The organism is Pseudomonas sp. Leaf58, assembly GCF_003627215.1.
GTDB lineage: Bacteria > Pseudomonadota > Gammaproteobacteria > Pseudomonadales > Pseudomonadaceae > Aquipseudomonas.
In genome coordinates, this window is sequence record NZ_CP032677.1 from 1,115,662 (window position 1) to 1,140,799 (window position 25,138).

Genomic DNA, 25,138 nt, shown 5'->3' on the forward strand with positions numbered 1-25,138 from the left:
CGGCGCTCGATCTCCCAGGCGCTGAATTACTCAAGGCGAACCCCTCGAAAATTTGACTCCGAAGTCCGGTTCCGCCGCCCGGCAGCCGTGGTGTAGAGCGGGTGCCGAAACCCTTCGAATTAGGCTAGAATGCACGGCCTCTAAGCACACCCCTTCCTGAGGCTGTCCCGACGATGTTGATCCTGCGCGGCGCTCCTGCCCTTTCTGCCTTTCGCCACGGTAAATTACTCGAGCAACTGAGCCAGAAAGTCCCCGCTGTTACTGGTTTGTATGCCGAATTTGCCCACTTCGCCGATGTCGACGGCGAGCTGACCGCCGAGCAGCAGCAGGTGCTGGGCCGTCTGCTCAAGTACGGCCCGAGCGTGCCGGTACAGGAACCTAGCGGTCGCCTGTTCCTGGTCGTGCCGCGCCTGGGCACCATTTCGCCTTGGGCCAGCAAGGCCAGCGACATCGCCCACAACTGCGGCCTGCAGTCGATCCAGCGCCTGGAGCGCGGTATCGCCTACTACGTTGCCGGCACCCTGAGCGACGCTGACGTCGCCCTGATCGCCGCCGAACTGCACGACCGCATGACCCAGCGTGTGCTCGGCCAGCTGGAGCAGGCCGCTGACCTGTTCAGCCACGCCCAGCCCAAGCCGATGACCTCGGTCGATATCCTGGCGGGCGGCCGCGACGCCCTGGCCAAGGCCAACATCGACCTGGGCCTGGCCCTGGCCGAAGACGAGATCGACTACCTGGTCAATGCCTTCCAAGGCCTTGCGCGCAACCCGAACGACATCGAACTGATGATGTTCGCCCAGGCCAACTCCGAGCACTGCCGCCACAAGATTTTCAACGCCAGTTGGGACATCGACGGCCAGGCTCAGGAAAAGAGCCTGTTCGGCATGATCAAGAACACCTACCAGATGCACAGCGAAGGCGTACTGTCGGCATACAAGGACAACGCCTCGGTCATCGTCGGCAATGTTGCTGGCCGTTTCTTCCCGAACCCTGAAACCCGCCAGTACGGTGCGGTGCAGGAGCCGGTGCACATCCTGATGAAGGTGGAAACGCACAACCACCCAACCGCCATCGCCCCGTTCTCCGGCGCCTCCACTGGCTCCGGCGGCGAAATCCGCGACGAGGGTGCTACCGGCCGTGGCGCCAAGCCAAAGGCTGGCCTGACCGGTTTCACCGTGTCCAACCTGCGTATCCCAGGCTTCGAACAGCCATGGGAAAAGGCCTACGGCAAACCTGAGCGCATCGTCGATGCCCTCGACATCATGATCGAAGGCCCTCTGGGCGGCGCGGCGTTCAACAACGAATTCGGTCGCCCGGCCCTGACCGGTTACTTCCGCACCTTCGAGCAAGCCATCAACACCCCGCACGGTGAAGAAGTGCGCGGCTACCACAAGCCGATCATGCTCGCCGGTGGCATGGGCAATATCCGTGAAGACCACGTGCAGAAGGGCGAGATCACCGTCGGCGCCAAGCTGATCGTGCTTGGCGGCCCGGCCATGCTGATCGGCCTGGGCGGCGGTGCTGCTTCGTCGGTTGCCACCGGTGCCAGCTCGGCAGACCTGGACTTCGCTTCGGTACAGCGTGAAAACCCTGAGATGGAGCGCCGTTGCCAGGAGGTCATCGACCGCTGCTGGCAGCTGGGCGATGCTAACCCGATCGCCTTCATCCACGACGTCGGCGCCGGCGGTATCTCCAACGCCTTCCCCGAGCTGGTCAACGACGGTGGCCGTGGTGGCCGCTTCGAGCTGCGCAACGTGCCCAACGACGAGCCGGGCATGGCCCCGCACGAAATCTGGAGCAACGAATCGCAGGAACGCTACGTGCTGGCCGTCAGCGCGGTCGACTTCGAGCGTTTCCAGGCCATCTGCGAACGTGAGCGCTGCCCGTTCGCCGTGGTGGGGGAAGCGACTGAAGAGCCGCACCTGACCGTCAGCGACAGCCACTTCGGCAACACCCCGGTGGACATGCCGCTCGACGTGCTGCTGGGCAAGCCGCCGCGCATGCACCGTTCGGTTACCCGTGAAGCCGAGCTGGGCGATGACTTCGACCCGAGCGAACTGGACCTGGACAACGCCGTCCAGCGCGTGCTCAACCACCCGGCTGTGGCCAGCAAGAGCTTCCTGATCACCATCGGCGACCGCACCATCACCGGCCTGGTTGCCCGCGACCAAATGGTCGGCCCGTGGCAGGTACCGGTGGCCGACTGCGCCGTCACCGCCACCAGCTTCGACGTTTATACCGGTGAAGCCATGGCCATGGGCGAGCGTACCCCGCTGGCCCTGCTGGATGCTCCGGCGTCCGGTCGTATGGCGATTGGCGAGACCCTGACCAACCTGGCCGCTTCGCGCATCGAGAAACTGTCCGACATCAAACTGTCGGCCAACTGGATGTCCGCCGCCGGTCACCCAGGCGAAGATGCTCGCCTGTACGACACCGTCAAGGCCGTCGGCATGGAGCTGTGCCCGGAGCTGGGCATTACCATCCCGGTCGGCAAAGACTCGATGTCGATGAAGACCAAGTGGAGTGAAGAGGGCGTCGACAAGAGCGTCACCTCGCCGATGTCGCTGATCATCACCGGCTTTGCCCCGGTCACCGACATCCGCAAAACCCTCACCCCGGAACTGCGCATGGACAAGGGCGAAACCGACCTTATCCTGATCGACCTGGGCCGCGGCAAGAACCGCATGGGCGCCTCGATCCTGGCCCAGACCTACGGCAAGATCGCTGCCCAGGCACCAGACGTCGACGACGCCGAGGACCTGAAAGCCTTCTTCGCCGTGATCCAGGGCTTGAACGAAGATGGCCACCTGCTGGCCTACCACGACCGTTCTGACGGCGGCCTGGCCACCACCGTGCTGGAAATGGCCTTTGCCGGCCACTGCGGCCTCGACCTGCACCTCGACCCGCTGACCGACAGCAAGGGCGACGTGCCGGCCATCCTGTTCAACGAAGAGCTGGGTGCAGTGATCCAGGTTCGCCAGGATGCCACCCCGGACGTACTGGCACAGTTCAGCGCTGCTGGCCTGGGCGAAGGTTGCGTTGCGGTGATCGGCAAGCCGGTCAACAACGCTGAAGTGTCCATCAGCCTGAACGGCGAAGTGCTGTTCGATGACGACCGCCGCATGCTGCAGCGCCAGTGGGCCGAAACCAGCTACCAGATCCAGCGCCTGCGCGACAACGCCGACTGCGCCGATCAGGAATTCGACCTGCTGCTCGAGGAAGATAACCCGGGCCTGTCGGTGAAGCTGGGCTTCGACGTCAACGACGACATCGCCGCACCGTACATCAAGAAGGGCATCCGCCCGCAAGTGGCGATCCTGCGCGAGCAGGGCGTCAACGGCCAGGTCGAGATGGCAGCCGCCTTCGACCGCGCCGGCTTCGCCGCTATCGACGTGCACATGAGCGACATCCTCGCTGGCCGTGTCGACTTCGAAGCCTTCAAGGGCCTGGTTGCCTGCGGTGGCTTCTCCTACGGTGACGTGCTGGGTGCCGGTGAAGGCTGGGCCAAGTCGGCGCTGTTCAACAGCCGCGCCCGCGATGCCTTCCAGGCCTTCTTCGAGCGTACCGACAGCTTCGCCCTGGGCGTGTGCAACGGTTGCCAGATGATGTCCAACCTGCACGAACTGATCCCGGGCACCGAGCACTGGCCGCACTTCGTGCGCAACCGCTCGGAGCAGTTCGAGGCACGGGTGGCCATGGTCGAAGTGCAGAAGTCCAACTCGATCTTCCTGCAGGGCATGGCCGGTTCGCGCATGCCGATCGCCATCGCCCACGGTGAAGGCCATGCCGAGTTCGCCAGCGAAGAAGCCTTGCTGGCAGCCGACCTGTCCGGTTGCGTGGCGCTGCGCTACGTCGACAACCACGGCAAGGTCACCGAAGCCTACCCAGCCAACCCGAACGGCTCGCCGCGCGGTATCACTGGCCTCACCAGCCGCGATGGCCGTGTGACCATCATGATGCCGCACCCGGAGCGTATGTTCCGTGCTGTACAGAACTCCTGGCGCCCGGATGATTGGCAAGAAGACGCCGCGCTGATGCGTATGTTCCGTAACGCACGGGTTTGGGTGAACTAAGGCGTGTACAAGCTCGCCTTCTTCGTCCCGCCCAGCCATGTCGAAGTGGTCAAGGCTGCCGTGTTCGCCGCAGGTGGTGGGCGTATCGGCGACTATGACCAATGCGCCTGGCAAACCCTGGGCCAAGGCCAGTTTCGCCCGTTGCACGGCAGCCAGCCGTACCTCGGGCAAACCGGCCAGGTCGAGGTGGTCGAGGAGTGGAAGGTGGAGCTGGTGGTGGCTGACGACCTAATCACCCAGGTCGTCGTTGCGCTCAAGCAAAGCCATCCGTACGAGACGCCAGCCTATGAGGTTTGGCGGCTCGCCGAGTTCTAGAGCGCAGCAAGGCTATTCGCGGGCAAGCCCGCTCCCACAGGGATTTCACAGGTGCTGCATAGTGTGAGATCCCTGTGGGAGCGGGCTTGCCCGCGAATAGGCCGGTTCATCCCGCCATCAGGCCTGGCGGTCCGGTTGCTGTTGCTGCTGGGCAGCTGGGCCGGTCAGCGGGCACTGCTGCTGGACCTGCGTGTGGCCGGGGGCGCGGGTGTCATGGTCACCGCCCATGGACTTGCGAAAACCCTGGATCGCTTCGCCGACATCACTGCCCAAGCCCTTGAGGCGCTTGCTACCAAACAGCAGCAAGACGATCAGCAATACGATCACCAGTTGCCAGATTCCAATGCCACCCATTGCGACCACTCCTGTAAGGCCATGAAAAGGAACGACAATCCTGCCTCGTGCAGATGACGGGCACATGACGAACGGGCACTGCCATCTGTCTGCAACAACCCGGGTGTTGACTGAAATTTTTTAGTCGGCGCAGAGGCACGAATGGGTGGCAGGCAACAGCAGGTGCGGGTGCCGGTGGCTTCGCGGGCAAGCCAGCACAAGGCCAACTGACGGGCACCCTGTCAGACGGTGCCGATCTCCCCGCCATCAATACGCTGAATCACTACTGTCGCAGCTCGCGGCCTTACCGTGGCGCCTGCCGGAGTGGCATCAGTGGCCTTGTCGGTATACGGCCAGTTACCCGGGTGCTGGATGTTGACGAACAGCGTCTTGTTGTCCGGGGTAAAGGTAATCCCAGTCACCTCGCAGTCATTAGGGCCAACGAAGAAGCGGCGCAGGTCCACCTGGTTCTGCGCGTTTACCGGCACCTGTTTGCCGCTGACGCCCACGAGGTTGGTGGGGATTACCGCCAGCAGTTGGTCGTTGGTGTAGTCGGTCACGCTGCTCTCACCGTTGTCGGTCTCGAACCACAGCACGCCACGGCTATCGAAGCTCATGCCGTCAGGGCTGGCGAACTGGTTCAGTTCGGTCAGGCCGGAGCGGTTGATGTCGGCGCTGCCGGCAGCGTTGGCGCCGAACACGAAGATGTCCCAGGTGAAGCTCAGTTGGTCGTCGCTGTCGTGCCAGCGGATGATGTGGCCGTGCCGGTTCGGGCCGCGTGGGTTGGCAGCATCGACCTTTTCCGGGGGGCGTGCGCTGTTGTTGGTCAGGGTTAGGTATACATCGCCATTCAGCGGGTTGACCGTGGTCCATTCCGGGCGGTCCATCGGCGTTGCACCCACCGCATCGCCCGCACCCCGGGTATTGAGGATGATGCCCGGCAGGTTGCCATACAGCGCGCCCAGGGTGCTGCCGCCGGTGGTCGTGGTGGCCACGTCCAGCAGCAGCCAGACGCCGGTGCCGTCAGCATTGAAGCGGGCCACGTAGAGCTTACCCTGGTCCAGGTACTTGGCGCCGGTTGCCAGGCGGTCGGCTGGGGTGGCGTCGGCGGCGTCCCAGACGGCGGTGGATACCCACTTGTACAAGTACTCGTTGTTGGAATCGTCGCCCATGTACCACACCAGCGGCTTGCCAGCGACGGGCAGGCCTGGGCAGCAGCCTTCATGGCGGAAGCGGCCCAGCGCGGTGCGCTTGGTAGCCAGGGTGCTGCTGTTGTAGGGGTCGATCTCGACGATGTAGCCGTAGGTGCTGGCTTCGTTGCGGTAGTCGTCGAGGGCGCTGGCGCCCTTCGCAGTTACGTCGAAACGGGCGAACTCGTCGGCCACTTCAGTGCTGTCACCAGCAGCGGTTTCCCACTGGTACTGGCCGCTGGAGGTGCCCACACCAATGCGGCGCTGGTCTTCGGGGCGGGTGCCCTTGTTGACGAAGATGCCCGGCCAGTTTTCTTCACAGGTCAGGTAGGTGCCCCATGGCGTGTAGCCGTTGCCGCAGTTGTTGTTGGTGCCGCGGCAGTGGGTACCGGCGGGGGAGTATTTGCTCTTGACGTGCTCGGTGCCACGCAGCGGGCCGGTGATTTCCATGCGCGAGGCGGTGGTAAAGCGGCGGTTCAACGGGTCGTTGTCGACCACTTGCCAGCGGCCGTTGGCCTTCTGCAGGCGCACCACACCGGCGCCGTGGGCGTTGATTTCCTTGCGCACTTCCTCGACCGGGCGCTTGCCGTTCACATCAGTGGTAGGGCCGGCCGGGTGCAGGGCGGCGGTGTCGATGTATTCGAAGTTGATCGCCAGCAGGCCGTCTTCGGAGCTGCCGTTGATGGGGAAGAAGTGCATGCCGTCGTGGTGCATGCCCATGGCGTTGGCCTGGTCAGCCGAGGTGTTGCTGCCGTCGGACTTCCACGGGTTGCCGTTGCTGTTGATCGGCGTGCCCCATGGCGCCAGCACATAAGCGCTGTAGCCGGCGGCAACCACGCACGCATCGGTGCGTGAGCCTGGGATGGACTGGAAGCCCAGCGCCAGTTTCGGCACTTCCGGTGCTGTCACTGGGGGCTGGGGCACCGGCGGTTCGCTGACCGGATCATCGTGCTCGGAACCACCACCGTCGAAGCAACCTGTCAGCCCGGTACCGGCGATCATGGCGATGGCGGCGCCCAGGCTACCGCGCATCACGCTGCGGCGGCTGAGGTAGGCGTCCATTATGGTGGCCATCGGCACGTTGCCGCTGTGGTTCCGCTTCAGGTTGTCGCCGGTATCTCGACTCATCAGGGCGTCCTTATGTTGGCTGAGTTAGAGAAAAGCGCGACTTTAGTGGGCAAATATGACGATTCATTGGCAGAAATATTAAAGCGGGCTTTAAAACAAAGAGCGATTTCGCATTTATCGCCTGAGCTGATCGGATGGTGAGCGGGTGCCCTGGCAGGAAGGCGCGGCCTGACTAGCCGCGCCCATGTCTCAATTTTTCTTGCCCTGCACAGTCGAAGCCCACTGCTCGCTGCGGCTATGGCCACTGGTCCTCAATAACCCCAGGTCCAGCGCATTTTCCCCCTCCGCAGCGCCCTTGCCCTTGGCCAACTCGGCCAATGCCGTGCCCAGGTCCACCGCTGAGTTGGACGCGTCGATCGACAGGTCCCGGCGGTAGTCATTGCCGCTCAGCGTTTCGCGGGTCACCGAGTGGGCGTCGAGCGCCACATCACCTTTGGCCGACTGCAAGCGTGCACCTACCAGGTGAGCGCTGCCAGCGACTTGCAGGTCGATGCCGTCGCTACCTTTGAGCGTGGCCTGTTGGCCGACGCTGTCGCGTTGTACCTGCGACACGTCGAGGCTGAACGTTGGCGACAGCCCTGGGTCTGCCTTGCCCAGGGTGGCACCGGCCTTGTCCTTGACCTTGCCCGCCAATGGTCCGGCCATCGCGCCGACCGCGTTGACGTAACCCTGGGGGTTTTTCTCCTGGCTCAGGCGGGCATCGCCGCTCACGCTCAGGGTATCGATGCTGTCTTTGCGGCTGGCGATGCGCAGGTCGCCATCGATCATGCCGCGGATATGCCCGGCCTCCAGGCTGGCGCCTTCGATGTGGCTGTCGCCGCGGCTTCGCAGGGCGATGCGTTCGGCGCGCAGGTTGCTGGCGTTCCAGGTTTGGTTATCGCGCTTGTCGAGGTCGACCTTGACGCGGCCGTGCAGGCCGCGGGTGTCGAGCGCGCCCTTGGCCATGTCGAAACCGGCCCCGGCAGTGATGGCGAGGTCGTTGCGGCGCTCCTGGTTAGCCGACGCTTCCACCCGCATGCCGCCGTTCGAAGCGTCGAGGGCGATCTGTTCGGCCTTGGCCTGCAGGCCTTGCAGATGCACGGCAATATCCTCGCGGGCGCTGCTGCTCAACGTCAGTTTGCCGTTGCTGACAAACCGGGCATCGACAGCCTGACGGGCATCCTGGTCCTGCTTGCCGTGGCTGAAGTGGCCGCCAATGGCACCGCCGTTGGTGTTGCCAGCCTTGACCGCCAGCTCCAGGCCGCCGCCCAGGTTGGTGCCCGTGGCGTGCTGGGTATCGCTGGCGGCCTTGACCTGCAGCCGGCCGCCGCTGTGTACCAGGATGTCGCCAGTCTTGGCCGCGCGGCTGCCAATGCGGGTGCCTTCAAGCAACAGGTCGCCGGCACTGGTCAGTTGTACCTGGCCCTTGGCGTCGACTTGGGCCACCTGGGCCTTGCTCTGGGTGCCCAGCGCCTGGCCGTGGTCGAGGTAGCCCCGGCCATCGACACCGGTGCTGCCCGGGCGGTTGCCGACTTTGGTCCAGGCATTGCCGTCGAGCTGACGAGACTGCTGGTGGGCATGGTCGGTTGCCTGCGGTAATGCCAGCGAACCGGCACTGTGCATGACCACGCTGCCTTCGCCGCCATCGATGCGCGCCCCTTCATAACGGCCATCGCTGCCCAACTGCACCTGGATACCCTGTTGGCCATACAGGCTGCCGGGTACGGCGGTGCTGGCGCTGTCCTGTTTGGCCTGCGAGCCGCCTTTGCCAGCGGCGCGAACATTCAGGTCTTCGCCGGTGCTGGTGTCCAGGCGCGCATCGCCGCCATAGGCCAGGCGTTGTACGGTAGTAGCCTGGGAGCTCTCGGCGGCCTGCAGGTGGTGTTGCCGGGCGTCGATCTGCAGCGTGCCGGCGTTGGCGCGCCAGGCTGTGCCTTGGTCGGCGATGCTGTCGGCCTTGACCTCGACTTTGGCCGCGGACAACTCGCTCACATGGGCAAAGCCACGGCGCTGGTTTTCCAGGCGTTTGAGATGTTCTGCGCTCATGTCTGCGCCAACGCTGGGTGGCGCCATGGCGTCCTCAGGCGAGGCTTGCTGGAAGCGCGCGGCTTCTTCGCCCAGCACCAGGCGCTCGATGGGGCGGGTAAGGTCGCGGTACTCGACGCTGGCGCCGAGGCTGCCCGCCCAGTTGCTGCGTTGCTGTTCGCGTTCCTCGGTATTCTGTACGGCCCGGTTGTCGATGGTTTTGGCGGCTACCTGAAGGGTTTTGCCGGCCTCGACGCGCGCGGCTTCGGTCACCAGCTTGTCGCTACCAAGCTTCAGGTTTCCGCTGGCCTGCAAGGTGCTGCGCTGGACCTTGCTGTCGCGTTCGGTATGCACCTGGCGCGGGTGATGGCCTTCCACCACGCTGCCCAGCCGGTCGATGCCGCCAGTCACCGTCAAGCCGCCACCGCTGCGTGTGGTGCTGTTGGTCACGTCGCGGTCATTGCGGGTTGCGCCCAGGCTCACCTGTTTGGCCTGCACATTGAGGTCGCCGGCGATGGCCGTTACCGTGGAGCCATTGACCTGCAGGTGAGCGCCACTGCCGAGGTGCACCGAGGCGCCCTTGAGCTCACTGGCAACCTGATCGCTCGTGCGCTGCTTTTGGCTGGTGGTAGCAACGTCATAGGCCACCCCGGCCGAGTACTGGCGGGACTCGGGTTTGCCATCCTCGGCGTCCTGGGTTTGCTGGGCGCTGGCGGTGAAGCTGCGTTGCTGCTCGCGGCTTTCACGCTCAGCGACCGCTTGCGTGCTGGCTATCAGCAGGTCGCCTTTGGCGTCCACCTGCAGCTGCCCGCCAGCTTCGACCTTGGCGCCCTGGAGGCGCATTTCTTTGGCGCTGGCCAAGCGCAGGTTGCTGGCCGAGCTGACGTCGCTGACCAGCACCTGCTGGTTACGGTCGGTAGTTTTGCGGTCACTGCCGATCAAGCCGAACAGCTTGCTATCGCGTGCGTGGTCGGTGGACGTGGTGTTGCCATGGTCTGCCTCGATGGCCAGCGAGCCGTCCTTGCTGTAGAGCACAGCGTCCTGTTTACCCTGCACGGTGCTGCCTTTGATGGTGACCTGGTCGGCTGTCACACTGAGCTTGCCATCGGCACTGATACTGCTGCCGGCGACGGCATCGCCTTGGGTATCGTTGCCGTTGCGATCGCCAAAAAAGCTGCCGGACACCAGGTCGCCACGGTAATTGCGCCGTGTACCGCGCTGCTGCAGGGTGGTGGTGTCGATGTCCGCCTGCTTGGCCGCGATCAGCATGTCGCCGCGGCTGTGCAAGTTGCTGCCCTTCACATTGACTGCACCGCTTGCCTTGACCGTAAGGTGCAGGGCATCGAGGGTGCTGCCGCGTGCCGTTTCCTGGTACTGGTCAATGTCGCTATCGCCGCGCCACAAGTCCTTGCGATGGCGCACCTGCTGTTCGGTGCGCTGGCTGTCGATGCCGGCGATTATGTCCAGGTTGGCGCCGCTGTCGAGGGTCATCTGATTGCCTGCTGTCACGGTAGCGGCGACCAAGCGCATGTCGCCGCCGGATTGCAGCAGCACACTGTCGCTGCCCTGTAATTGGCTGCCTTGTTGATTGCGTTGGCTGGTAGTGGTTTTGCTGTCGTAGGTTTCGCGGGTGACGAACAGAAACTTCTTTTTCCAGCTGTCGCTGTCGCGCTCGATCTGGTCGCGGGCGGTGGCGTCCAGGGTCAGCTTGTTGCCGGCCCTGGCCTCGATGCGCAATGCTTGCCCATCGATGGTGTCGAGCGTCAGGTCGTCGGTGGCCATTAGCCGCAAGTCGCCCCGTGTGCTGTGCAGTTCGGCGGGCTGGTCGGCTTTGCCGCCGACCTGCAGGGCGCCGGCCGAGCGGATCTCGACGCCCTCGATGCCGAGCACCTGTGGCGCCGCCACGCGAATGCGCCCGGCGCGCATGGCACCGAACAGGCTGGCATCGATGCTCGACGGGGTGCCCGGCAAGTGCTCGACAATGTCGCCGCTGGTGCTGTCGATGCGGTTGCGACCGACGGTGATAGCGAGCGCTTTGCCTGCCATGAGCAGCCCTTTGCTGTCCACTCGCGGGGCAATCAGTTCAAGGGCGCCGTTGGCGTTGCTCTGGCCGCCCTCGAGCACCTGCAAGGTACCGCTGGCATTGAGCGTGTCGAGGTACTTGAGTTGTTGGTCCTCGAACTGCGGCGTGCCCACTACGAAACCGGCTTGGGTGGTGTTGATGAAGCTACCGCCGTTGAGGGTGATGCCGTTGGGGTTGGCCAGGATGTAATCGGCCGGGCGGCCAAAGATTTCCTGTGGCCCTTCGATCAGCGATGCATTGCGGCTGACCACCTCGTTGAGAATGGTCGCGGCGGCCTGGCCCTGAAATTGTGGGTTGGCTGCCAGGGCGCCGGCCAGCTCCGAGTGCCCGGCCTGAGTGGCATTGTTCAGCACCACCCCAGGGTGATTGACGTTGTAGTCGAGGAACTGGTTGTGCGACAGCCCGTGGCTGTTTGGCGCGACGATATCGATGACAGGGACGCCGTGGCCGTCGTTGATCACGGGCGTGCCGCCAGGGCCGCTGGTTGCTTCCAGGCCGCCCTGGGCCAGGGCAGTGGCGGGGCCGAGCAAGGCGAGGAAGATGGCCCAGCGCAAAGCGTCTGGGCGGATGCACGGTGACTGCGAGAGTGTTTGCATTTTCTCGTTCTCTTTGTTGTGGGTGAATCAGATATTCAGCGCCCACTCCACTACCCAGAAGCCGGGCTCCAGTTGTGGGCGATGCAGGTCGCTGGCGTACAGGGCGCGTTGGTAGCCCAGGCGCAGATGGCTGCCAGGCAGGCTCAGTTCGGCGCCGGCGGTAGCCCCGGCAAGGCGTTGGGAGGGCTTGCCTTTGGCGGTGCGGGCCCAGCCCAGGTCCAGGCCAACGTAGGGGCGTATTTGCAAGGGTTGGGTCCAGGCGCCGGGCAGCTGCTGGCCGACGGTGTTGCGCCAGACAGCGCTGCTGGCGCCGGAGTAGGTGCGCAGGCGAAACCCGCGCACAGCCGAGTCGTCACTGGCCAGCAACTGCTCGACGGCGGGTAGCGGGTCACTGCTGTATTGCAGGCCCAGCTCGCTCTGCCAGCGCCATGGGCGGTCGGCCGGGCCCTGACGCAGGTGCAGCAGGTTGGCGCGGTACTTGCGAAAATCTGGGCGCAAGCGTTCCGCGCCCAGCGGCGAGCGGTCGGCGCCAAAGGCGTCCACCCCCTGGGCGACTCCGACAAAGCCATTCCACAAGCCACCTTCGAGCCACAGCAGGTTGATACCTGCCTCCACGGAGACCAGGGTGGGGCTCTGTTGGACGATCACCGCGCCCGCACTGCGGTTGGTCAGTTGCTTGCGGTCCAACCGGGCGCTGGCGCTGAGCATGCCTTGCTGATTGCGCCACAGTACCCGTTCGACGCTCAAACCCTGGTAGCGGCTATTGCCGTCGGCTACCTGGTGGCTGTGGGGAAGGGGCGCCTGGTAGCGCAGCTGGCTGGCGCTGAGCGCGAAGGCCCAGGCACCGTAGGGGACGCTGTAGTACAACGAGATACCTTGGCTTTGCCCAGGCGCATCGAGCACCGTGCTGGTCAGCGACAGGCGCAGGTCGTCATTGATGCCCAGCGGGCTGTCGAGGCCGAAGCCAAGGTTCAGGCGGTGGCGCCCGGTCAGCTCGCTGCCGCGGTTGTCGAAGCGGCTGTCCAGGTGCCAACGCGAGGCCACCTTGTGCGGTTGCAGCACAACCCGGGTGCCCCCCTGCAGTTCGCCGGGCAGCAAGGCGGCCGTCAGGTCATAGGCACGCAGGCGGTTGAGCTGGTCGAGGCCTTGTTCCAAGGCTGGCAGGTACAACGGCTGCCCGAGCAGGCCGGGAAAGGCGCCGGAGAGCGACAGGGGCAGCTCGGGGCCGGCCAGCTCGATGGACTCGACGAAACCCTCGACGATGACCAGGTCCAGCGGTGCACCTTGTTGAGGCGGTTGCCGCAGGTAAGGCCGGCTGGTTGGGTAACCGGCTTGCACGTAGCGTTGCGTGATGGCTTTCAGCAGCCGGTTGATTTGCGCAAGGCCCATGCACGGGCTGATCAGGCTGCGAATGGTTGGCGCCAACGACGGGTTGGACAGCAGGCGATTGCCGGCCACGCGTACGCCGTCGATGTCCCAGCAGCGCTCGTTGTGCGCAAGGGGGGCGGTGGCGTCGTGGTTTTCCGCTGGGGAGGGCTGGCGCTGCCAGCGGTCCAGCCGCTGTTGTTGTTCTAGCTGCCGCAGCCCGTGCTGCTGATCGCGCAGTTGCTGGCTGGCGGGGTCGTCGGCCAGCGCCTGGGGCGCGACCAGTAACACTGATAGGCTGCAGGTGAGCGCCCAACCGGCGCAGAGGCGAATGTGGCACCGCATTGAAGCACCCCGCAAATGATGTACGGATTTCGTACTCGTCTGCGGCAATGCTAAAAATTAAGTGCTCGCCCTGGATGCAGTACCCAGCCTAGGCGCTTGTAAGGCTCGTTCGTGCTTTAGGGTGGGAAGGTTCCTACAGCGTCAGTTGAAAGGCCCGCTATCAAGGCCGAATTTCGATCAACGTCCCGTCCCGTACGAGGTCCCATACTTCCTGCATGTCGCGGTTGCGCATGGCAATGCAGCCATCGGTCCAGTCCAGCGTATGGAAGTACCATTCCGGGTAATCGTCGTTGATCGGCGTGCCATGAATCATGATCATGCTGCCGGCACTCACCCCTTCACGGGTCGCCCGGGCCGCATCGCTGATGTTTGGGTAATTGATGTGCATGGCCAGGTTGAAGCGGTCGCTTTGCTTGCGCCAGTCCAGCCAGTAGAGGCCCTCGGGGGTTTTTTTGTCGCCTTCGCGTTCCTTGGCGCCCTTGGGCTGTTTGCCCAGCGAGATGCGGTAGGTTTTCAGCGGCTCGCCACGGCTGATCAGTTGCAGGCGGCGCTCGGACTTGATCACCAGCACCTTGTCGATCAGCGGTTGCATGGCCTGCTGCGAGGGCGACAGGGTTTGCGCTGCCGGCTGTGGCTTGCGGAGGATGGTCTCGGTGAAGGCCGCCTGGGACACCGAGGTAACGCAAAGGCAAAAAAGGGCAAGCAACCAGCGCATGTAAGGGTATCTCTAAAGGCTTCTAGGTAGTGGTCGAGACGTTCATCGGCGGCAGGTATTCATGGCCTATGGGGTAGTGCTGCCCGATGCGGTCGCGATAGTAGCATTCTAGTGTGCGTGTGACGGTGCGAAAAGCCAGCTCGCCCCACGGCACCTCATGTTCTTCGAAAAGCCGCACTTCCAGGCTTTCGACCCCCACAGCGAACCCAAGGTCCGCCAGTTCGGCGCGGAAGAACACATGCACCTGGTTGATGTGCGGCAGGTCGAACAGCTGGTACAGGCTCATGGGCCCGACCCGCGCGCAGGCCTCTTCGACGGTTTCGCGACGGGCGGCCTGGTCGAGGGTTTCGCCGTTTTCCATGAACCCGGCGGGCAGGGTCCAGAAGCCCCGGCGCGGCTCGATGGCGCGCCGGCACAGCAGCACCTGGCTGCCCCAGGTGGGCAACACACCGGCAACGATGTTGGGGTTCTGGTAGTGGATGGTCTGGCAGGCCCCGCAAACATACCGCAGGCGGCTGTCGCCCTCGGGGATGCGTTGAGTGACCGGCTGGCCGCACGCGCTGCAAAATTTCATGTGGGGTTCCTTTGGCTCAGGCTTATCTTGGCGCGACAGCCAGGTCACCGCAAGCGCACGGGGCTTGGGTGCTTCGCGGCTTTGGTGCATCATGCAAGGCAGGCCTTGGATACGAGCGTGCGCAATGCTGGACGAGCTACTTCGCCGAATGAGCAACCACCAACCCGCATCACTGGTAACCGACCGACGGTTCCCCGAAGCGGCGGTCCTTTTGCCCATTACCCGTAGCGAAGCGCCCGAACTGGTCCTGACCCTGCGCGCCAAGGGCCTGTCCACCCATGGCGGCGAAGTCGCCTTCCCGGGTGGCCGCCGCGACCCGGAAGACCCGGACCTGGTGTTCACCGCCTTGCGCGAAGCGGAAGAGGAAATAGGCCTGCCGCCGGGGCTGGTGGAAGTGATCGGCCCACTCAGCCCATTGATTTCGTTGCATGGCCTGAAAGTGACACCATTCGTCGGGCTCATCCCTGATTTTGTCGAATACCGCGCCAATGATGCCGAGATCGCGGCAGTATTTACCGTGCCATTGGAGTTCTTCCGCCAAGACCCGCGCGACCATACACACCGTATCGATTACCAGGGTCGCAGTTGGTATGTGCCCAGCTATCGCTATGGCGAATACAAAATCTGGGGGTTGTCGGCGATCATGATCGTCGAGCTGGTCAACCTGCTGTTCGATGCCGGCATCAGCCTGCACCAGCCCCCTGAGCGATACATCGAAAACTGAGCGGGGCCTTACCCTGCCGTCTGCGTTGCAGCCTGAGGAGCAACCATGAAATACCGCCTGGGCGACCTGCGGGTCGAGAGCCACCCCACCAGTTGGGCTGCACCCAACGCCACGCTGATCGGCAATGTGCGCCTGCAGGCCCATGCCAGCGTGTGGTTTGGCGCCGTGTTGCGCGGCGACAACGAGCTGATCGACATCGGCGAGGGTAGCAATGTGCAGGATGGTACGGTGATGCACACCGACATGGGCTCGCCGCTGACCCTGGGCAAGGGCGTCACCGTCGGCCACAACGCCATGCTGCATGGCTGCACGGTGGGCGACTACAGCCTGGTCGGCATCAACGCGGTGATCCTTAACGGTGCGCGTATCGGCAAGCACTGCATCATCGGCGCCAACGCGCTGATTGCCGAGGGCAAGGAAATTCCAGACGGTTCGTTGGTGATGGGCTCGCCGGGCAAGGTCGTGCGCGAACTGACCGAGCAGCAGAAGCGCATGCTCGAAGCCAGCGCCGCGCATTACGTACACAATGCCCAGCGTTATGCGCAGGAGTTGGTGGTAGACCATGAGTGACGTTGTAGAGCGGCCGGTGGCCTCGCCGTGCGTAAGCATCTGCGCATTGGACGAGCAGGATATCTGTACCGGGTGCCAGCGAAGTGTGGCGGAAATTGGCCGCTGGGGGCGGATGGACAACGACGAGCGCCGGGCGGTGCTGAAGCTGTGCCATCAACGGGCAGTAGAGGCCGGCCTCATCCTGTAGGCCGACGCGCAGCCCTGTAGGAGCGGGTTTACCCGCGAACAAGCCAACGGTAATCTGTGCGGCTTGCCCGCAGACTACCCGCCATGTTCTATCTAATTGCCTATATCAGCAGCGTAGTGCTGATCAACTACGCCTTCTCCAGTGCCCCGCACCTGGACATCATCTGGTCCGCCTGGGGCGGCCTGGTGTTCATCCTGCGTGACATGGTGCAAACCCGCTTCGGCCACGGCGCCCTGGTGGCCATGCTAGTGGCTCTGGTGCTGTCTTATGTCACCTCGGAACCGGCCATCGCCCTGGCCAGCGCCACTGCGTTCTTCATCTCCGAGCTGATCGACTGGCTGGTGTTCAGCATCACCCGTCGGCCACTGCGCGACCGCCTGTGGCTGAGCTCGGCACTGAGCATCCCAGTGGATACCTTCATCTTCTTCGGCATGATCGGTGCCCTGACCCCAGCCGTGATCGGTACTGCCATGGCGTCGAAATTCGCCGGTGTCACCGCTGTGTGGTTGGCCATGGCATTTCGTGCCCGGCGGGCTGCCGCGGCGGGCTGATGGTGTAGAATAGCGGTCCTTTTTCAGCGGGCGGCGCCAAGCTTGGTGTGGCCCCGGATGCCTTCGAGGACCTGAAATGACCCGTATCGGAACCCCTTTGTCGCCCACCGCGACCCGTGTACTGCTGTGCGGCTGTGGCGAGCTGGGCAAGGAAGTGGTGATCGAGCTGCAGCGCCTGGGCGTCGAGGTGATCGCCGTCGACCGCTACGCCAATGCCCCGGCGATGCAGGTGGCGCATCGCAGCCACGTGGTCAACATGCTCGATGGCGTTGCCCTGCGTGCAGTGATCGAGGCCGAGAAGCCGCACTACATCGTCCCGGAAATCGAAGCCATCGCCACCGCCACGCTGGTCGAGCTGGAAAACGAAGGCTTCAACGTGGTGCCCACCGCCCGCGCCACCCAGCTGACCATGAACCGAGAAGGCATCCGCCGCCTGGCCGCCGAAGAGTTGGAGCTGCCAACGTCGCCGTACCACTTTGCCGACACTTATGAAGATTTCGCCAAGGGCGTGGCCGATGTCGGCTACCCATGCGTGGTCAAGCCAGTAATGAGTTCGTCGGGCAAGGGCCAGAGCCTGCTGCGCAGCGATGCCGATCTGCAGAAGGCGTGGGACTACGCCCAGGAAGGCGGCCGTGCCGGCAAGGGCCGGGTGATCGTCGAGGGCTTCATCGACTTCGAATACGAAATCACCCTGCTGACCGTGCGCCACGCGGGCGGCACCACTTTCCTCGAGCCGGTCGGCCACCGTCAGGAGAAGGGCGATTATCAGGAGTCGTGGCAGCCGCAGGCCATGAGCCCGAAGGCGCTGGCCGAGTCGCAGCGCGTGGCCAAGGCGGTCACCGATGCCCTGGGCGGTCGCGGCCTGTTTGGCGTGGAATTGTTCGTGAAGGGCGACCAGGTGTGGTTCAGCGAAGTCTCGCCACGCCCGCATGACACCGGCCTGGTGACCCTGATTTCCCAGGACCTGTCGCAGTTCGCCCTGCATGCTCGGGCCATTCTCGGCTTGCCGATTCCGACCGTGCGCCAGTTCGGCCCGTCGGCTTCGGCGGTGATTTTGCCGGAAGGCCAATCGCAGCAGACCAGCTTCGCCAACCTGGGCGCTGCCCTGAGCGAGCCGGACACCGCTATTCGCCTGTTCGGCAAACCGGAAATCAACGGTACCCGGCGCATGGGCGTGTGCCTGGCACGTGACGAGTCGGTCGAACTGGCGCGGGCCAAGGCGACCCGCGCTGCGCAGGCGGTCAAGGTCGAGTTCTAAGCTGCAAGCTGCAAGCTGCAAGCTGCAAGCTGCAAGAGGATGCGCATCTCTTGCAGCTTGAGGCTTGAGGCTTACAGCTCGCTATCGCGGGTCTCTTTCAGGCACAGCACAGCAATCAAGCTGATCACCGCCGCCGCCGACACATACCCCCCCACCCAGCTCAACCCACCCATGCTCACCAGCTTCTGGGCAAAGAACGGCGCTGCCGAGGCCCCGACGATGCCGCCCAGGTTGTACGCCGCCGAAGCGCCGGTATAACGCACGTGAGTAGGGAACAGCTCAGGCAGCAAGGCCCCCATTGGCGCAAAGGTCACGCCCATAAGGAACAGCTCGATGGCCAGGAACAGCGCTACGCCAGTGGTCGAGCCCGAAGTCAGTAGCGGCTCCATGGTAAAGCCCGAAGCGACTGCCAGCAGGCCGCCAACCAGCAACACCGGCTTACGCCCGTAACGGTCACTGAGCCAGGCCGACAACGGCGTAGCCAGGGCCATGAACACCACGGCGAAACACAGCAGGCCTAGGAACGTCTCGCGGCTGTAGCCCAGCGTGGTCACGCCGTAGCTCAGCGAGAACACCGTGGAAATGTAGAACAGTGCATAACACACCACCATCGCGGCAGCGCCGAGCAGGGTCGGGCACCAGTGCTTGGCGAACAGGTCTACCACCGGCATTTTCACGCGCTCCTGGCGCGCTACGGCTTTGGCGAACACCGGGCTCTCTTCAAGCTTGAGGCGCACATACAAGCCTACCAGCACCAGCGCGGCACTGAGCAAGAACGGAATGCGCCAGCCCCAGTCGCGGAACTGTTCGTCGCTGAGCGTCAACGCCAAGGTCAGGAACAGGCCGTTGGCGGCCAGGAAGCCGATGGAGGGGCCAAGCTGCGGGAACATGCCAAACCAGGCACGCTTGCCTGCGGGTGCGTTTTCGGTGGCCAGCAAGGCCGCACCACCCCATTCGCCACCCAGGCCCAGGCCTTGGCCAAAGCGCAGCAGGCAGAGAATGATCGGCGCCCACACGCCAATGCTGTCATAGCCGGGCAACACGCCGATGGCCGTGGTGGACACGCCCATTAGCAACAGCGAGGCGACCAGGGTCGACTTGCGGCCGATGCGGTCGCCAAAGTGGCCGAACAGTGCCGAGCCCAGCGGCCGGGCGAGGAAGGCGATGCCGAAGGTGAGGAAGGCCGCCAGCATCTGCGCGGTGCCCGACTCGGAGGGGAAGAACACCGGGCCGATTACCAGGGCAGCGGCGGTAGCGTAAACGTAGAAATCGTAGAACTCGATGGCGGTGCCGATGAAGCTGGCAGTGGCTACCCGCGCGGGCGAATTCACCGGCGCGGTGGGCGCTTGGGCATAGGTGCTGCTGGTAGTCATTAAGTAGGTCCCTAACAGTCTGGTCCGGCTCCATGGGTTAGCCTCGCGACGGTGTGCTGCAAAGGGCAGGCACGCTTGCGCGGGCGCCGGAGCGTTTTGTTGTTGTGTGCGCCCGACTGACGATAGCCCCAGGGGGGTAGGGGCGGGCGCGGGCACTGTTCGGGGTGTTGAAGCAGGACCGCAGGGCGTGTCAGTGGAGCGGACTGGCCGTGGGGCGCCGAGTGCGGGTAGCAGGCGTTACGGCGGGGCTGGGTAAGCGTGACCCGAGTATAGCTATCGGCTCACGGTCCACACCAGCACCTTGCTGGCGCAATTGTCCTCGGTTTCGAGGATTTCCAGGCGATAGCGGCCGATCTTCAGGCAAACGGCGCTTTCCGGGATGCTCTCCAGCGCTTCGGTGACCAGCCCGTTGAGGGTTTTTGGCCCGCCGTCGCAGGGCAGGTGCCAGCCCAGGGTGCGGTTGATCTCGCGCAGCGAAGCGGTGCCGTCGATGACGAAGGTGCCATCGGGCTGTGGGTGAACATGCGGGTTCTCAAGGCTCTGCTCGTCCTCGAACTCGCCGACGATCTCTTCGAGGATGTCTTCCAGGGTAACGATGCCCTGCACCTCGCCGTACTCGTCCACCACCACGCCCAGGCGGCGTTGCTGTTTGTGGAAATTCAGCAGTTGCATTTGCAGGGGCGTGCTTTCCGGGACGAAGTACGGCTCGTAGCAGGCGCCATGAAGGGCTTCGAGGGTGAGCTCGGCTTTGGGTAGCAGGTGGCTGATCAGCTTGGTATTGAGGATCGCCTCTACCTGGTTGATATCGTTGTGGTAGACCGGCAGGCGAGTGTGGCGGCTGACGATCAGTTGCTCGATGATGCGCTGGAGTGGCTCGTCCAGGTTGATGCCATCGACTTCGTTGCGCGGCACCAGGATGTCGTTGACGGTAACTTTGTCCAGCGATTGCAGGCCGTCGAGCAGGCTGTGCCGGGGCGGCTCGCGCTCTTCGTCCTCGTCGAAGTGGTCGTTTTCCTGTGGGTGCAGGGCGACCGCTGTCGGCTGCACCCGGAACGGCCGCAAGATCAGCTTGGCGCAGCCGTCGAGCAGGCAGGCAAAGGGTTGCAGCAGCGCAAGGGGCGCCTTCAGCAAGCTGACACCCAGGCTCACCAGTGCCTGCGGGTTGCGCCGGGCCAGGCGCCGAGGCAAGAACTCGGCAAAAACCAGCAAGGCCAAAGAGGCGCCCAGGCCGGCCAGCCAGAAGCCGTGCTCACCGCTGTAGCGCTGGCCGATCAGGCAGGCCAGGCCCAGTACCAGCAATTTGCCGAGGCTGGCGCACAGTACCAGCGCCTGGGCTTGCAAGGGTGGGTGCCCATCGTCGCCATTGCGCAACGAGCCATTGAGCTGCACGCGGGCGGCATCCACGGCGGTGAACAGCGCCGCCCAGAGCAGCGCCAGTGCCAAGGTACCCAGTAGCGGTGCGTAGGGCAGGGTGTCCATGGGCCGCAGTCAGATATGCAGGATGAATTCGCGAACCAGCTTGCTGCCGAAATAGGCCAGCATCAGCAGGCAGAAACCGGCCAGCGTCCAGCGGATGGCCATGTGCCCTCGCCAGCCCAGGCGGGTGCGGCCCCACAGCAGCACGCTGAACACCACCCAGGCGACACAGGCCAGCAAGGTTTTGTGCACCAGGTGTTGGGCGAACAGGTTGTCGAGGAACAGCCAGCCGGAAATCAGCGACAACGACAACAGGCACCAGCCAGCCCAAAGGAAGCCGAACAGCAGGCTTTCCATGGTTTGCAGCGGTGGGAAGTTGCGGATCATGCCGGACGGGTGCTTGTTTTTCAGCTGGCGGTCCTGCAGCAGCAACAGCAGCGCCTGGAACACCGCAATGGTGAACAGCCCGTAGGCCAGGATCGACAGCAGGATATGCGCGAGGATGCCCGGCTCTTCGTTAATCAGTGGCACCGTGCCGGGGGGCGCGAACTGGGCCAGCAGCGCGGTCACCGCGCCCAGCGGGAACAGCAGCACCAGCAGGTTTTCCACCGGTATACGCAAGCACGCCAGCAGGGTCAGGGTGATGACCGCTACGGCGATCAGGCTGGCAGCACTGAAGAAGTCCAGGCTCAGGCCCAGCGGGGTGAGCAGCTGGAAGAACAGCGCTCCGGCCTGGGCGAGCACCGCTACGGCACCCAGCAGGGCAAGCAGCCGTTTGTCGGCCTTACGGTTCTGGGCCAGGTGCGAGCCCTGGTATATGGCCGCAGCTATATAGAGGCCGGCGGCGATCAGGTTGGGGATGAGGCTGGGTGAGGAGAACATAAGTCCTGAATGGCGAGCCTTTAAAGAGACGGAGTTTGGCATAGTGAGCTGCAAGCTGGAAGCCGCAAGCCACAAGCGAGGGCCGATGCGCGGTAGGGCTGCTTTTCTTGAGGCTTGCAGCATGCCGCTCGGAAGCCAAGGTGTGCGCCGCCGCCGCACTTCGCTATAATCGCCGCCTTGCTGTGCCCCGCGGGTATGCATTCCCCTTGGGCACCTGACAAACCTCGGCTTTTACTGGGCCTGAAAGGATCACCATGTTCGAAAACCTGACCGACCGCCTGTCACAGACGCTGCGCCATGTCACCGGCAAGGCCAAGCTGACCGAAGACAACATCAAGGACACGCTGCGCGAAGTGCGCATGGCCCTGCTCGAAGCCGACGTTGCCCTGCCGGTGGTCAAGGATTTCGTCAACAGCGTCAAGGACCGTGCGGTCGGCACCGAAGTGTCGCGCAGCCTGACCCCGGGCCAGGCGTTCGTGAAAATCGTCCAGGCTGAGCTGGAAAGCCTGATGGGCGCGGCCAACGAAGACCTCGCACTGAATGCCGCCCCGCCCGCCGTGGTGCTGATGGCCGGCCTGCAGGGTGCGGGCAAGACCACCACCGCCGGCAAGCTTGCGCGCTTCCTTAAAGAGCGCAAGAAAAAGAGCGTGATGGTGGTGTCCGCCGACGTCTACCGCCCGGCGGCGATCAAACAGCTGGAAACCCTGGCCAACGACATCGGCGTTACCTTCTTCCCGTCCGACATCAGCCAGAAACCGGTGGCCATCGCTGAAGCGGCCATTCGCGAAGCCAAGCTCAAGTTCATCGACGTGGTCATCGTCGACACCGCCGGCCGTTTGCACATCGACGCCGACATGATGCACGAGATCAAGGCCCTGCACGCCGCGGTCAAGCCGATCGAGACCCTGTTCGTGGTCGATGCCATGACCGGCCAGGACGCCGCCAACACCGCCAAGGCGTTTGGCGAGGCGCTGCCGCTGACCGGCGTGGTGCTGACCAAGGTCGACGGTGATGCCCGTGGTGGTGCGGCGCTGTCGGTGCGGGCCATTACCGGCAAGCCGATCAAGTTCATTGGTATGGGCGAGAAGACCGAGGCCCTCGAGCCGTTCCACCCCGACCGTGTCGCCTCGCGCATCCTCGGCATGGGTGACGTGCTCAGCCTGATCGAGCAGGCCGAGCAGAACATCGACAAGGCCAAGGCCGACAAGCTGGCCAAGAAGCTTAAGAAAGGCAAGGGCTTCGACCTCGAAGACTTCCGCGACCAGCTGCAACAAATGAAGAACATGGGCGGCCTTGGCGGCTTGATGGACAAGCTGCCGAGCATCGGCGGGGTCAACTTGTCGCAGATGGGCAACGCCCAGGGCGCGGCCGAGAAGCAGTTCAAGCAGATGGAAGCGATCATCAACTCCATGACCCCGGCCGAGCGCCGCGACCCCGACCTGATCAGCGGTTCGCGCAAGCGCCGTATCGCCCTGGGTTCCGGTACCCAGGTGCAGGACATCGGCCGGCTGATCAAACAGCACAAGCAGATGCAGAAGATGATGAAGAAGTTCTCTGCAAAGGGCGGCATGGCCAAGATGATGCGCGGCCTGGGCGGGATGCTGCCAGGCGGCGGCATGCCGAAGCTGTAACACCTGATTCGGGCGCCTGCCTCTGCAGAGGCAGGCGCCCAGAACCCCGCTACGGCGGGCCAACGGCCGTGGATTTCGCGGCTTAACCAGCAAATCTGATCGGTAAGGCAAGGCCTTGCCGAAAAAGTCATTTGCAAATGTCCGTGTATTCCCTGAGAATATGCGGCCTTTTGGGCACCCGTGTGCCTATTTGGCATTCAGATTTGCTGTACCGACTATAGGAACAATGTTCACATGGTAACCATTCGTCTTGCCCGTGGCGGCTCGAAAAAGCGCCCATTCTACCACCTGACCGTGACCAACTCGCGTAACGCCCGTGATGGCCGTTTCGTTGAGCGCGTAGGCTTCTTCAACCCGATCGCATCGGGCGCCGAAGTCAAGCTGTCGGTCAACCAAGAGCGCGTTACCTACTGGCTGAGCCAGGGTGCACAGCCGTCTGAGCGCGTTGCTCAGCTGCTGAAGGACGCTGCCAAGGCTGCTGCCTAATTAGTATGAACGCGACGCCAGAAAAGGCTGACGACCTCATCGTCGTTGGCAAGATTTTTTCGGTTCACGGCGTTCGCGGCGAGGTGAAGGTGTATTCCTTTACCGATCCGGTTGAAAACCTGTTGGATTACCCGCGCTGGACGCTTCGGCACGAAGGCAAGGTAAAGCAGGTCGAGCTGGTCAGCGGTCGTGGCTCCCCAAAGGGCCTGGTCGTGAAACTGAAAGGCCTCGATGATCGTGATGAAGCCCGTCTTCTGAGTGGTCACGAAATCTGCATTGCGCGGAGCCTTTTGCCCAACCTGCCCGTCGACGAGTACTACTGGTACCAGTTGCAGGGCTTGAAGGTCATCAACCAGGACGAACAGCTGTTCGGCAAGGTCGATCACCTGTTGGAGACCGGTGCGAACGATGTAATGGTGGTCAAGCCGTGCGCAGGCAGCCTGGATGATCGCGAGCGTCTGTTGCCCTATACGGAGCAATGCGTGCTGGCAGTCGATCTGGAAGCAGGCGTGATGCGGGTTGAGTGGGACGCGGACTTCTAAACGATGGGTAACCTTCGCGTAGACGTCATCACGTTGTTCCCCGAGATGTTCTCGGCCATCACCGAGTACGGCATTACCAGCCGCGCGGTAAAACAGGGGTTGCTTCAGGTAACGTGCTGGAACCCGCGGGACTACACCACAGATCGTCACCATACGGTAGATGATCGGCCGTTTGGCGGTGGTCCGGGCATGGTGATGAAAATCAAGCCTCTGGAAGACGCACTGGTTAGCGCCAGGCAAGCGACCGGAGCATCGGCAAAGGTGATCTACCTTTCGCCGCAAGGCCGCAAGCTGACTCAGCAGGCGGTCAAAGGCCTGGCCGAACAGGAATCGTTGATCCTGATCGCCGGTCGTTATGAAGGCATCGACGAGCGCTTTATCGAGGCTCATGTCGATGAGGAGTGGTCGATTGGTGACTATGTGCTTTCCGGTGGCGAGCTGCCGGCCATGGTTCTGATCGATGCGGTTACGCGGCTGCTGCCCGGAGCTTTAGGGCATGTGGACTCGGCGGAGGAAGATTCCTTTACCGACGGTCTGCTCGATTGCCCGCATTACACCCGACCTGAGGTGTATGCGGATCAGCGTGTTCCCGACGTGTTGCTAAGTGGCAACCATGCACATATCCGGCGTTGGAGGATGAAGCAGTCCCTTGGTAGGACCTTCGAACGACGCGCCGATCTTCTGGAAAGTCGCTCACTTTCTGGAGAAGAGAAGAAGCTGCTCGAGGAATATCTCCACGAGCGGGACGATAGTTAAACGTATCGATGGTGGATCGCGTATCCATCTTAGGAGCACAG

General features: G+C 63.6%; 20 protein-coding genes. 11 read left to right on the forward strand and 9 right to left on the reverse strand.

The features are described 5' to 3' along the window. The first annotated feature begins 173 nt into the window (after positions 1-173). Together purL and DV532_RS05245 are read left to right on the forward strand one after the other, a co-directional pair. The gene (purL, locus tag DV532_RS05240) at positions 174-4,073 is read left to right on the forward strand and encodes a phosphoribosylformylglycinamidine synthase (protein WP_056796169.1); all 3,900 of its coding nucleotides are present in this window, start codon (positions 174-176) and stop codon (positions 4,071-4,073) included. A gap of 3 nt (positions 4,074-4,076) precedes the next feature. Next, positions 4,077-4,388 carry a hypothetical protein gene (locus DV532_RS05245; protein WP_056796171.1) on the forward strand — a complete coding sequence of 104 codons (312 nt, stop codon included), beginning with the start codon at positions 4,077-4,079 and terminating at the stop codon, positions 4,386-4,388. 117 nt (positions 4,389-4,505) lie between these two features. On the opposite strand, the gene tatA is transcribed toward DV532_RS05245, so the two are convergent. The 6 genes from tatA to DV532_RS05275 all read right to left on the reverse strand — a co-directional run bounded on the left by tatA (position 4,506) and on the right by DV532_RS05275 (position 14,721). Beyond that, a complete protein-coding gene (gene tatA, locus DV532_RS05250) occupies positions 4,506-4,742 on the reverse strand; it encodes a twin-arginine translocase TatA/TatE family subunit (protein WP_056796174.1) in 237 nt (78 codons plus the stop codon). 221 nt (positions 4,743-4,963) lie between these two features. Beyond that, the gene (locus DV532_RS05255) at positions 4,964-7,039 is read right to left on the reverse strand and encodes a PhoX family phosphatase (RefSeq protein WP_056796178.1); all 2,076 of its coding nucleotides are present in this window, start codon (positions 7,037-7,039) and stop codon (positions 4,964-4,966) included. A gap of 189 nt (positions 7,040-7,228) precedes the next feature. Continuing rightward, positions 7,229-11,722: a hemagglutinin repeat-containing protein gene (locus DV532_RS05260; RefSeq protein WP_056796182.1), complete on the reverse strand. Its 4,494-nt coding sequence runs from the start codon at positions 11,720-11,722 to the stop codon at positions 7,229-7,231. Between the two features lie 27 nt (positions 11,723-11,749). Continuing rightward, on the reverse strand, positions 11,750-13,432 hold the full coding sequence (locus DV532_RS05265) for a ShlB/FhaC/HecB family hemolysin secretion/activation protein (protein ID WP_056796184.1): 1,683 nt from the start codon (positions 13,430-13,432) through the stop codon (positions 11,750-11,752). A gap of 160 nt (positions 13,433-13,592) precedes the next feature. Next, positions 13,593-14,147, reverse strand: a complete 555-nt coding sequence (locus tag DV532_RS05270) for a murein L,D-transpeptidase family protein (RefSeq protein WP_056796187.1) — start codon at positions 14,145-14,147, stop codon at positions 13,593-13,595. A 22-nt stretch (positions 14,148-14,169) separates the two neighbouring features. Next, entirely contained in the window at positions 14,170-14,721 is a 552-nt protein-coding gene (locus tag DV532_RS05275) for an NUDIX hydrolase (RefSeq protein ID WP_056796725.1), read from the reverse strand. Positions 14,722-14,845: 124 nt separating this feature from the next. On the opposite strand from DV532_RS05275, the gene DV532_RS05280 reads away from it, so the two are divergent. The 5 genes from DV532_RS05280 to purT all read left to right on the forward strand — a co-directional run bounded on the left by DV532_RS05280 (position 14,846) and on the right by purT (position 18,011). Then, entirely contained in the window at positions 14,846-15,445 is a 600-nt protein-coding gene (locus DV532_RS05280; RefSeq protein ID WP_056796190.1) for a CoA pyrophosphatase, read from the forward strand. Between the two features lie 45 nt (positions 15,446-15,490). Beyond that, positions 15,491-16,015 carry a gamma carbonic anhydrase family protein gene (locus DV532_RS05285; RefSeq protein WP_056796192.1) on the forward strand — a complete coding sequence of 175 codons (525 nt, stop codon included), beginning with the start codon at positions 15,491-15,493 and terminating at the stop codon, positions 16,013-16,015. Beyond that, positions 16,008-16,202 (forward strand): DUF1289 domain-containing protein, encoded by a 195-nt coding sequence (locus DV532_RS05290; protein ID WP_056796195.1) that lies wholly within the window; start codon positions 16,008-16,010, stop codon positions 16,200-16,202. The genes DV532_RS05285 and DV532_RS05290 overlap by 8 nt, the downstream gene beginning before the upstream one ends. A gap of 83 nt (positions 16,203-16,285) precedes the next feature. Then, complete coding sequence (locus DV532_RS05295; RefSeq protein WP_056796198.1) at positions 16,286-16,753, forward strand: VUT family protein; 468 nt, start codon at positions 16,286-16,288, stop codon at positions 16,751-16,753. 76 nt (positions 16,754-16,829) lie between these two features. After that, the gene (purT, locus tag DV532_RS05300; RefSeq protein WP_056796200.1) at positions 16,830-18,011 is read left to right on the forward strand and encodes a formate-dependent phosphoribosylglycinamide formyltransferase; all 1,182 of its coding nucleotides are present in this window, start codon (positions 16,830-16,832) and stop codon (positions 18,009-18,011) included. Positions 18,012-18,082: 71 nt separating this feature from the next. Here the strand turns inward: purT and DV532_RS05305 are convergent, their stop codons facing one another. The 3 genes from DV532_RS05305 to DV532_RS05315 all read right to left on the reverse strand — a co-directional run bounded on the left by DV532_RS05305 (position 18,083) and on the right by DV532_RS05315 (position 21,682). Continuing rightward, complete coding sequence (locus DV532_RS05305) at positions 18,083-19,384, reverse strand: MFS transporter (protein ID WP_056796203.1); 1,302 nt, start codon at positions 19,382-19,384, stop codon at positions 18,083-18,085. A gap of 273 nt (positions 19,385-19,657) precedes the next feature. Next, on the reverse strand, positions 19,658-20,863 hold the full coding sequence (locus DV532_RS05310; protein ID WP_056796207.1) for a transporter associated domain-containing protein: 1,206 nt from the start codon (positions 20,861-20,863) through the stop codon (positions 19,658-19,660). A 9-nt stretch (positions 20,864-20,872) separates the two neighbouring features. Continuing rightward, a complete protein-coding gene (locus tag DV532_RS05315) occupies positions 20,873-21,682 on the reverse strand; it encodes an inner membrane protein YpjD (RefSeq protein WP_056796209.1) in 810 nt (269 codons plus the stop codon). A gap of 254 nt (positions 21,683-21,936) precedes the next feature. On the opposite strand from DV532_RS05315, the gene ffh reads away from it, so the two are divergent. The 4 genes from ffh (at position 21,937) to trmD (ending at position 25,097) form a co-directional block, all read left to right on the forward strand. Further along, the gene (gene ffh, locus DV532_RS05320; protein WP_056796211.1) at positions 21,937-23,313 is read left to right on the forward strand and encodes a signal recognition particle protein; all 1,377 of its coding nucleotides are present in this window, start codon (positions 21,937-21,939) and stop codon (positions 23,311-23,313) included. A gap of 234 nt (positions 23,314-23,547) precedes the next feature. After that, positions 23,548-23,799 (forward strand): 30S ribosomal protein S16, encoded by a 252-nt coding sequence (gene rpsP / locus DV532_RS05325; RefSeq protein WP_008094480.1) that lies wholly within the window; start codon positions 23,548-23,550, stop codon positions 23,797-23,799. 5 nt (positions 23,800-23,804) lie between these two features. Beyond that, a complete protein-coding gene (rimM, locus tag DV532_RS05330) occupies positions 23,805-24,341 on the forward strand; it encodes a ribosome maturation factor RimM (protein WP_056796214.1) in 537 nt (178 codons plus the stop codon). Between the two features lie 3 nt (positions 24,342-24,344). Continuing rightward, positions 24,345-25,097, forward strand: coding sequence for a tRNA (guanosine(37)-N1)-methyltransferase TrmD (gene trmD, locus DV532_RS05335; RefSeq protein ID WP_027920104.1), 753 nt, complete (start codon positions 24,345-24,347; stop codon positions 25,095-25,097). Positions 25,098-25,138: the final 41 nt, after the last annotated feature.

Bases quoted from the DNA above. Each gene is read 5' to 3' on its own strand.
- purL (WP_056796169.1), top strand. From the start codon at position 174: ATGTTGATCCTGCGCGGCGCTCCTGCCCTTTCTGCCTTTCGCCACGGT.
- tatA (WP_056796174.1), bottom strand. From the start codon at position 4,742: ATGGGTGGCATTGGAATCTGGCAACTGGTGATCGTATTGCTGATCGTC.
- DV532_RS05255 (WP_056796178.1), bottom strand. From the start codon at position 7,039: ATGAGTCGAGATACCGGCGACAACCTGAAGCGGAACCACAGCGGCAAC.
- DV532_RS05260 (WP_056796182.1), bottom strand. From the start codon at position 11,722: ATGCAAACACTCTCGCAGTCACCGTGCATCCGCCCAGACGCTTTGCGC.
- DV532_RS05265 (WP_056796184.1), bottom strand. From the start codon at position 13,432: ATGCGGTGCCACATTCGCCTCTGCGCCGGTTGGGCGCTCACCTGCAGC.
- DV532_RS05270 (WP_056796187.1), bottom strand. From the start codon at position 14,147: ATGCGCTGGTTGCTTGCCCTTTTTTGCCTTTGCGTTACCTCGGTGTCC.
- DV532_RS05275 (WP_056796725.1), bottom strand. From the start codon at position 14,721: ATGAAATTTTGCAGCGCGTGCGGCCAGCCGGTCACTCAACGCATCCCC.
- DV532_RS05280 (WP_056796190.1), top strand. From the start codon at position 14,846: ATGCTGGACGAGCTACTTCGCCGAATGAGCAACCACCAACCCGCATCA.
- DV532_RS05285 (WP_056796192.1), top strand. From the start codon at position 15,491: ATGAAATACCGCCTGGGCGACCTGCGGGTCGAGAGCCACCCCACCAGT.
- DV532_RS05290 (WP_056796195.1), top strand. From the start codon at position 16,008: ATGAGTGACGTTGTAGAGCGGCCGGTGGCCTCGCCGTGCGTAAGCATC.
- DV532_RS05295 (WP_056796198.1), top strand. From the start codon at position 16,286: ATGTTCTATCTAATTGCCTATATCAGCAGCGTAGTGCTGATCAACTAC.
- purT (WP_056796200.1), top strand. From the start codon at position 16,830: ATGACCCGTATCGGAACCCCTTTGTCGCCCACCGCGACCCGTGTACTG.
- DV532_RS05305 (WP_056796203.1), bottom strand. From the start codon at position 19,384: ATGACTACCAGCAGCACCTATGCCCAAGCGCCCACCGCGCCGGTGAAT.
- DV532_RS05310 (WP_056796207.1), bottom strand. From the start codon at position 20,863: ATGGACACCCTGCCCTACGCACCGCTACTGGGTACCTTGGCACTGGCG.
- DV532_RS05315 (WP_056796209.1), bottom strand. From the start codon at position 21,682: ATGTTCTCCTCACCCAGCCTCATCCCCAACCTGATCGCCGCCGGCCTC.
- ffh (WP_056796211.1), top strand. From the start codon at position 21,937: ATGTTCGAAAACCTGACCGACCGCCTGTCACAGACGCTGCGCCATGTC.
- rpsP (WP_008094480.1), top strand. From the start codon at position 23,548: ATGGTAACCATTCGTCTTGCCCGTGGCGGCTCGAAAAAGCGCCCATTC.
- rimM (WP_056796214.1), top strand. From the start codon at position 23,805: ATGAACGCGACGCCAGAAAAGGCTGACGACCTCATCGTCGTTGGCAAG.
- trmD (WP_027920104.1), top strand. From the start codon at position 24,345: ATGGGTAACCTTCGCGTAGACGTCATCACGTTGTTCCCCGAGATGTTC.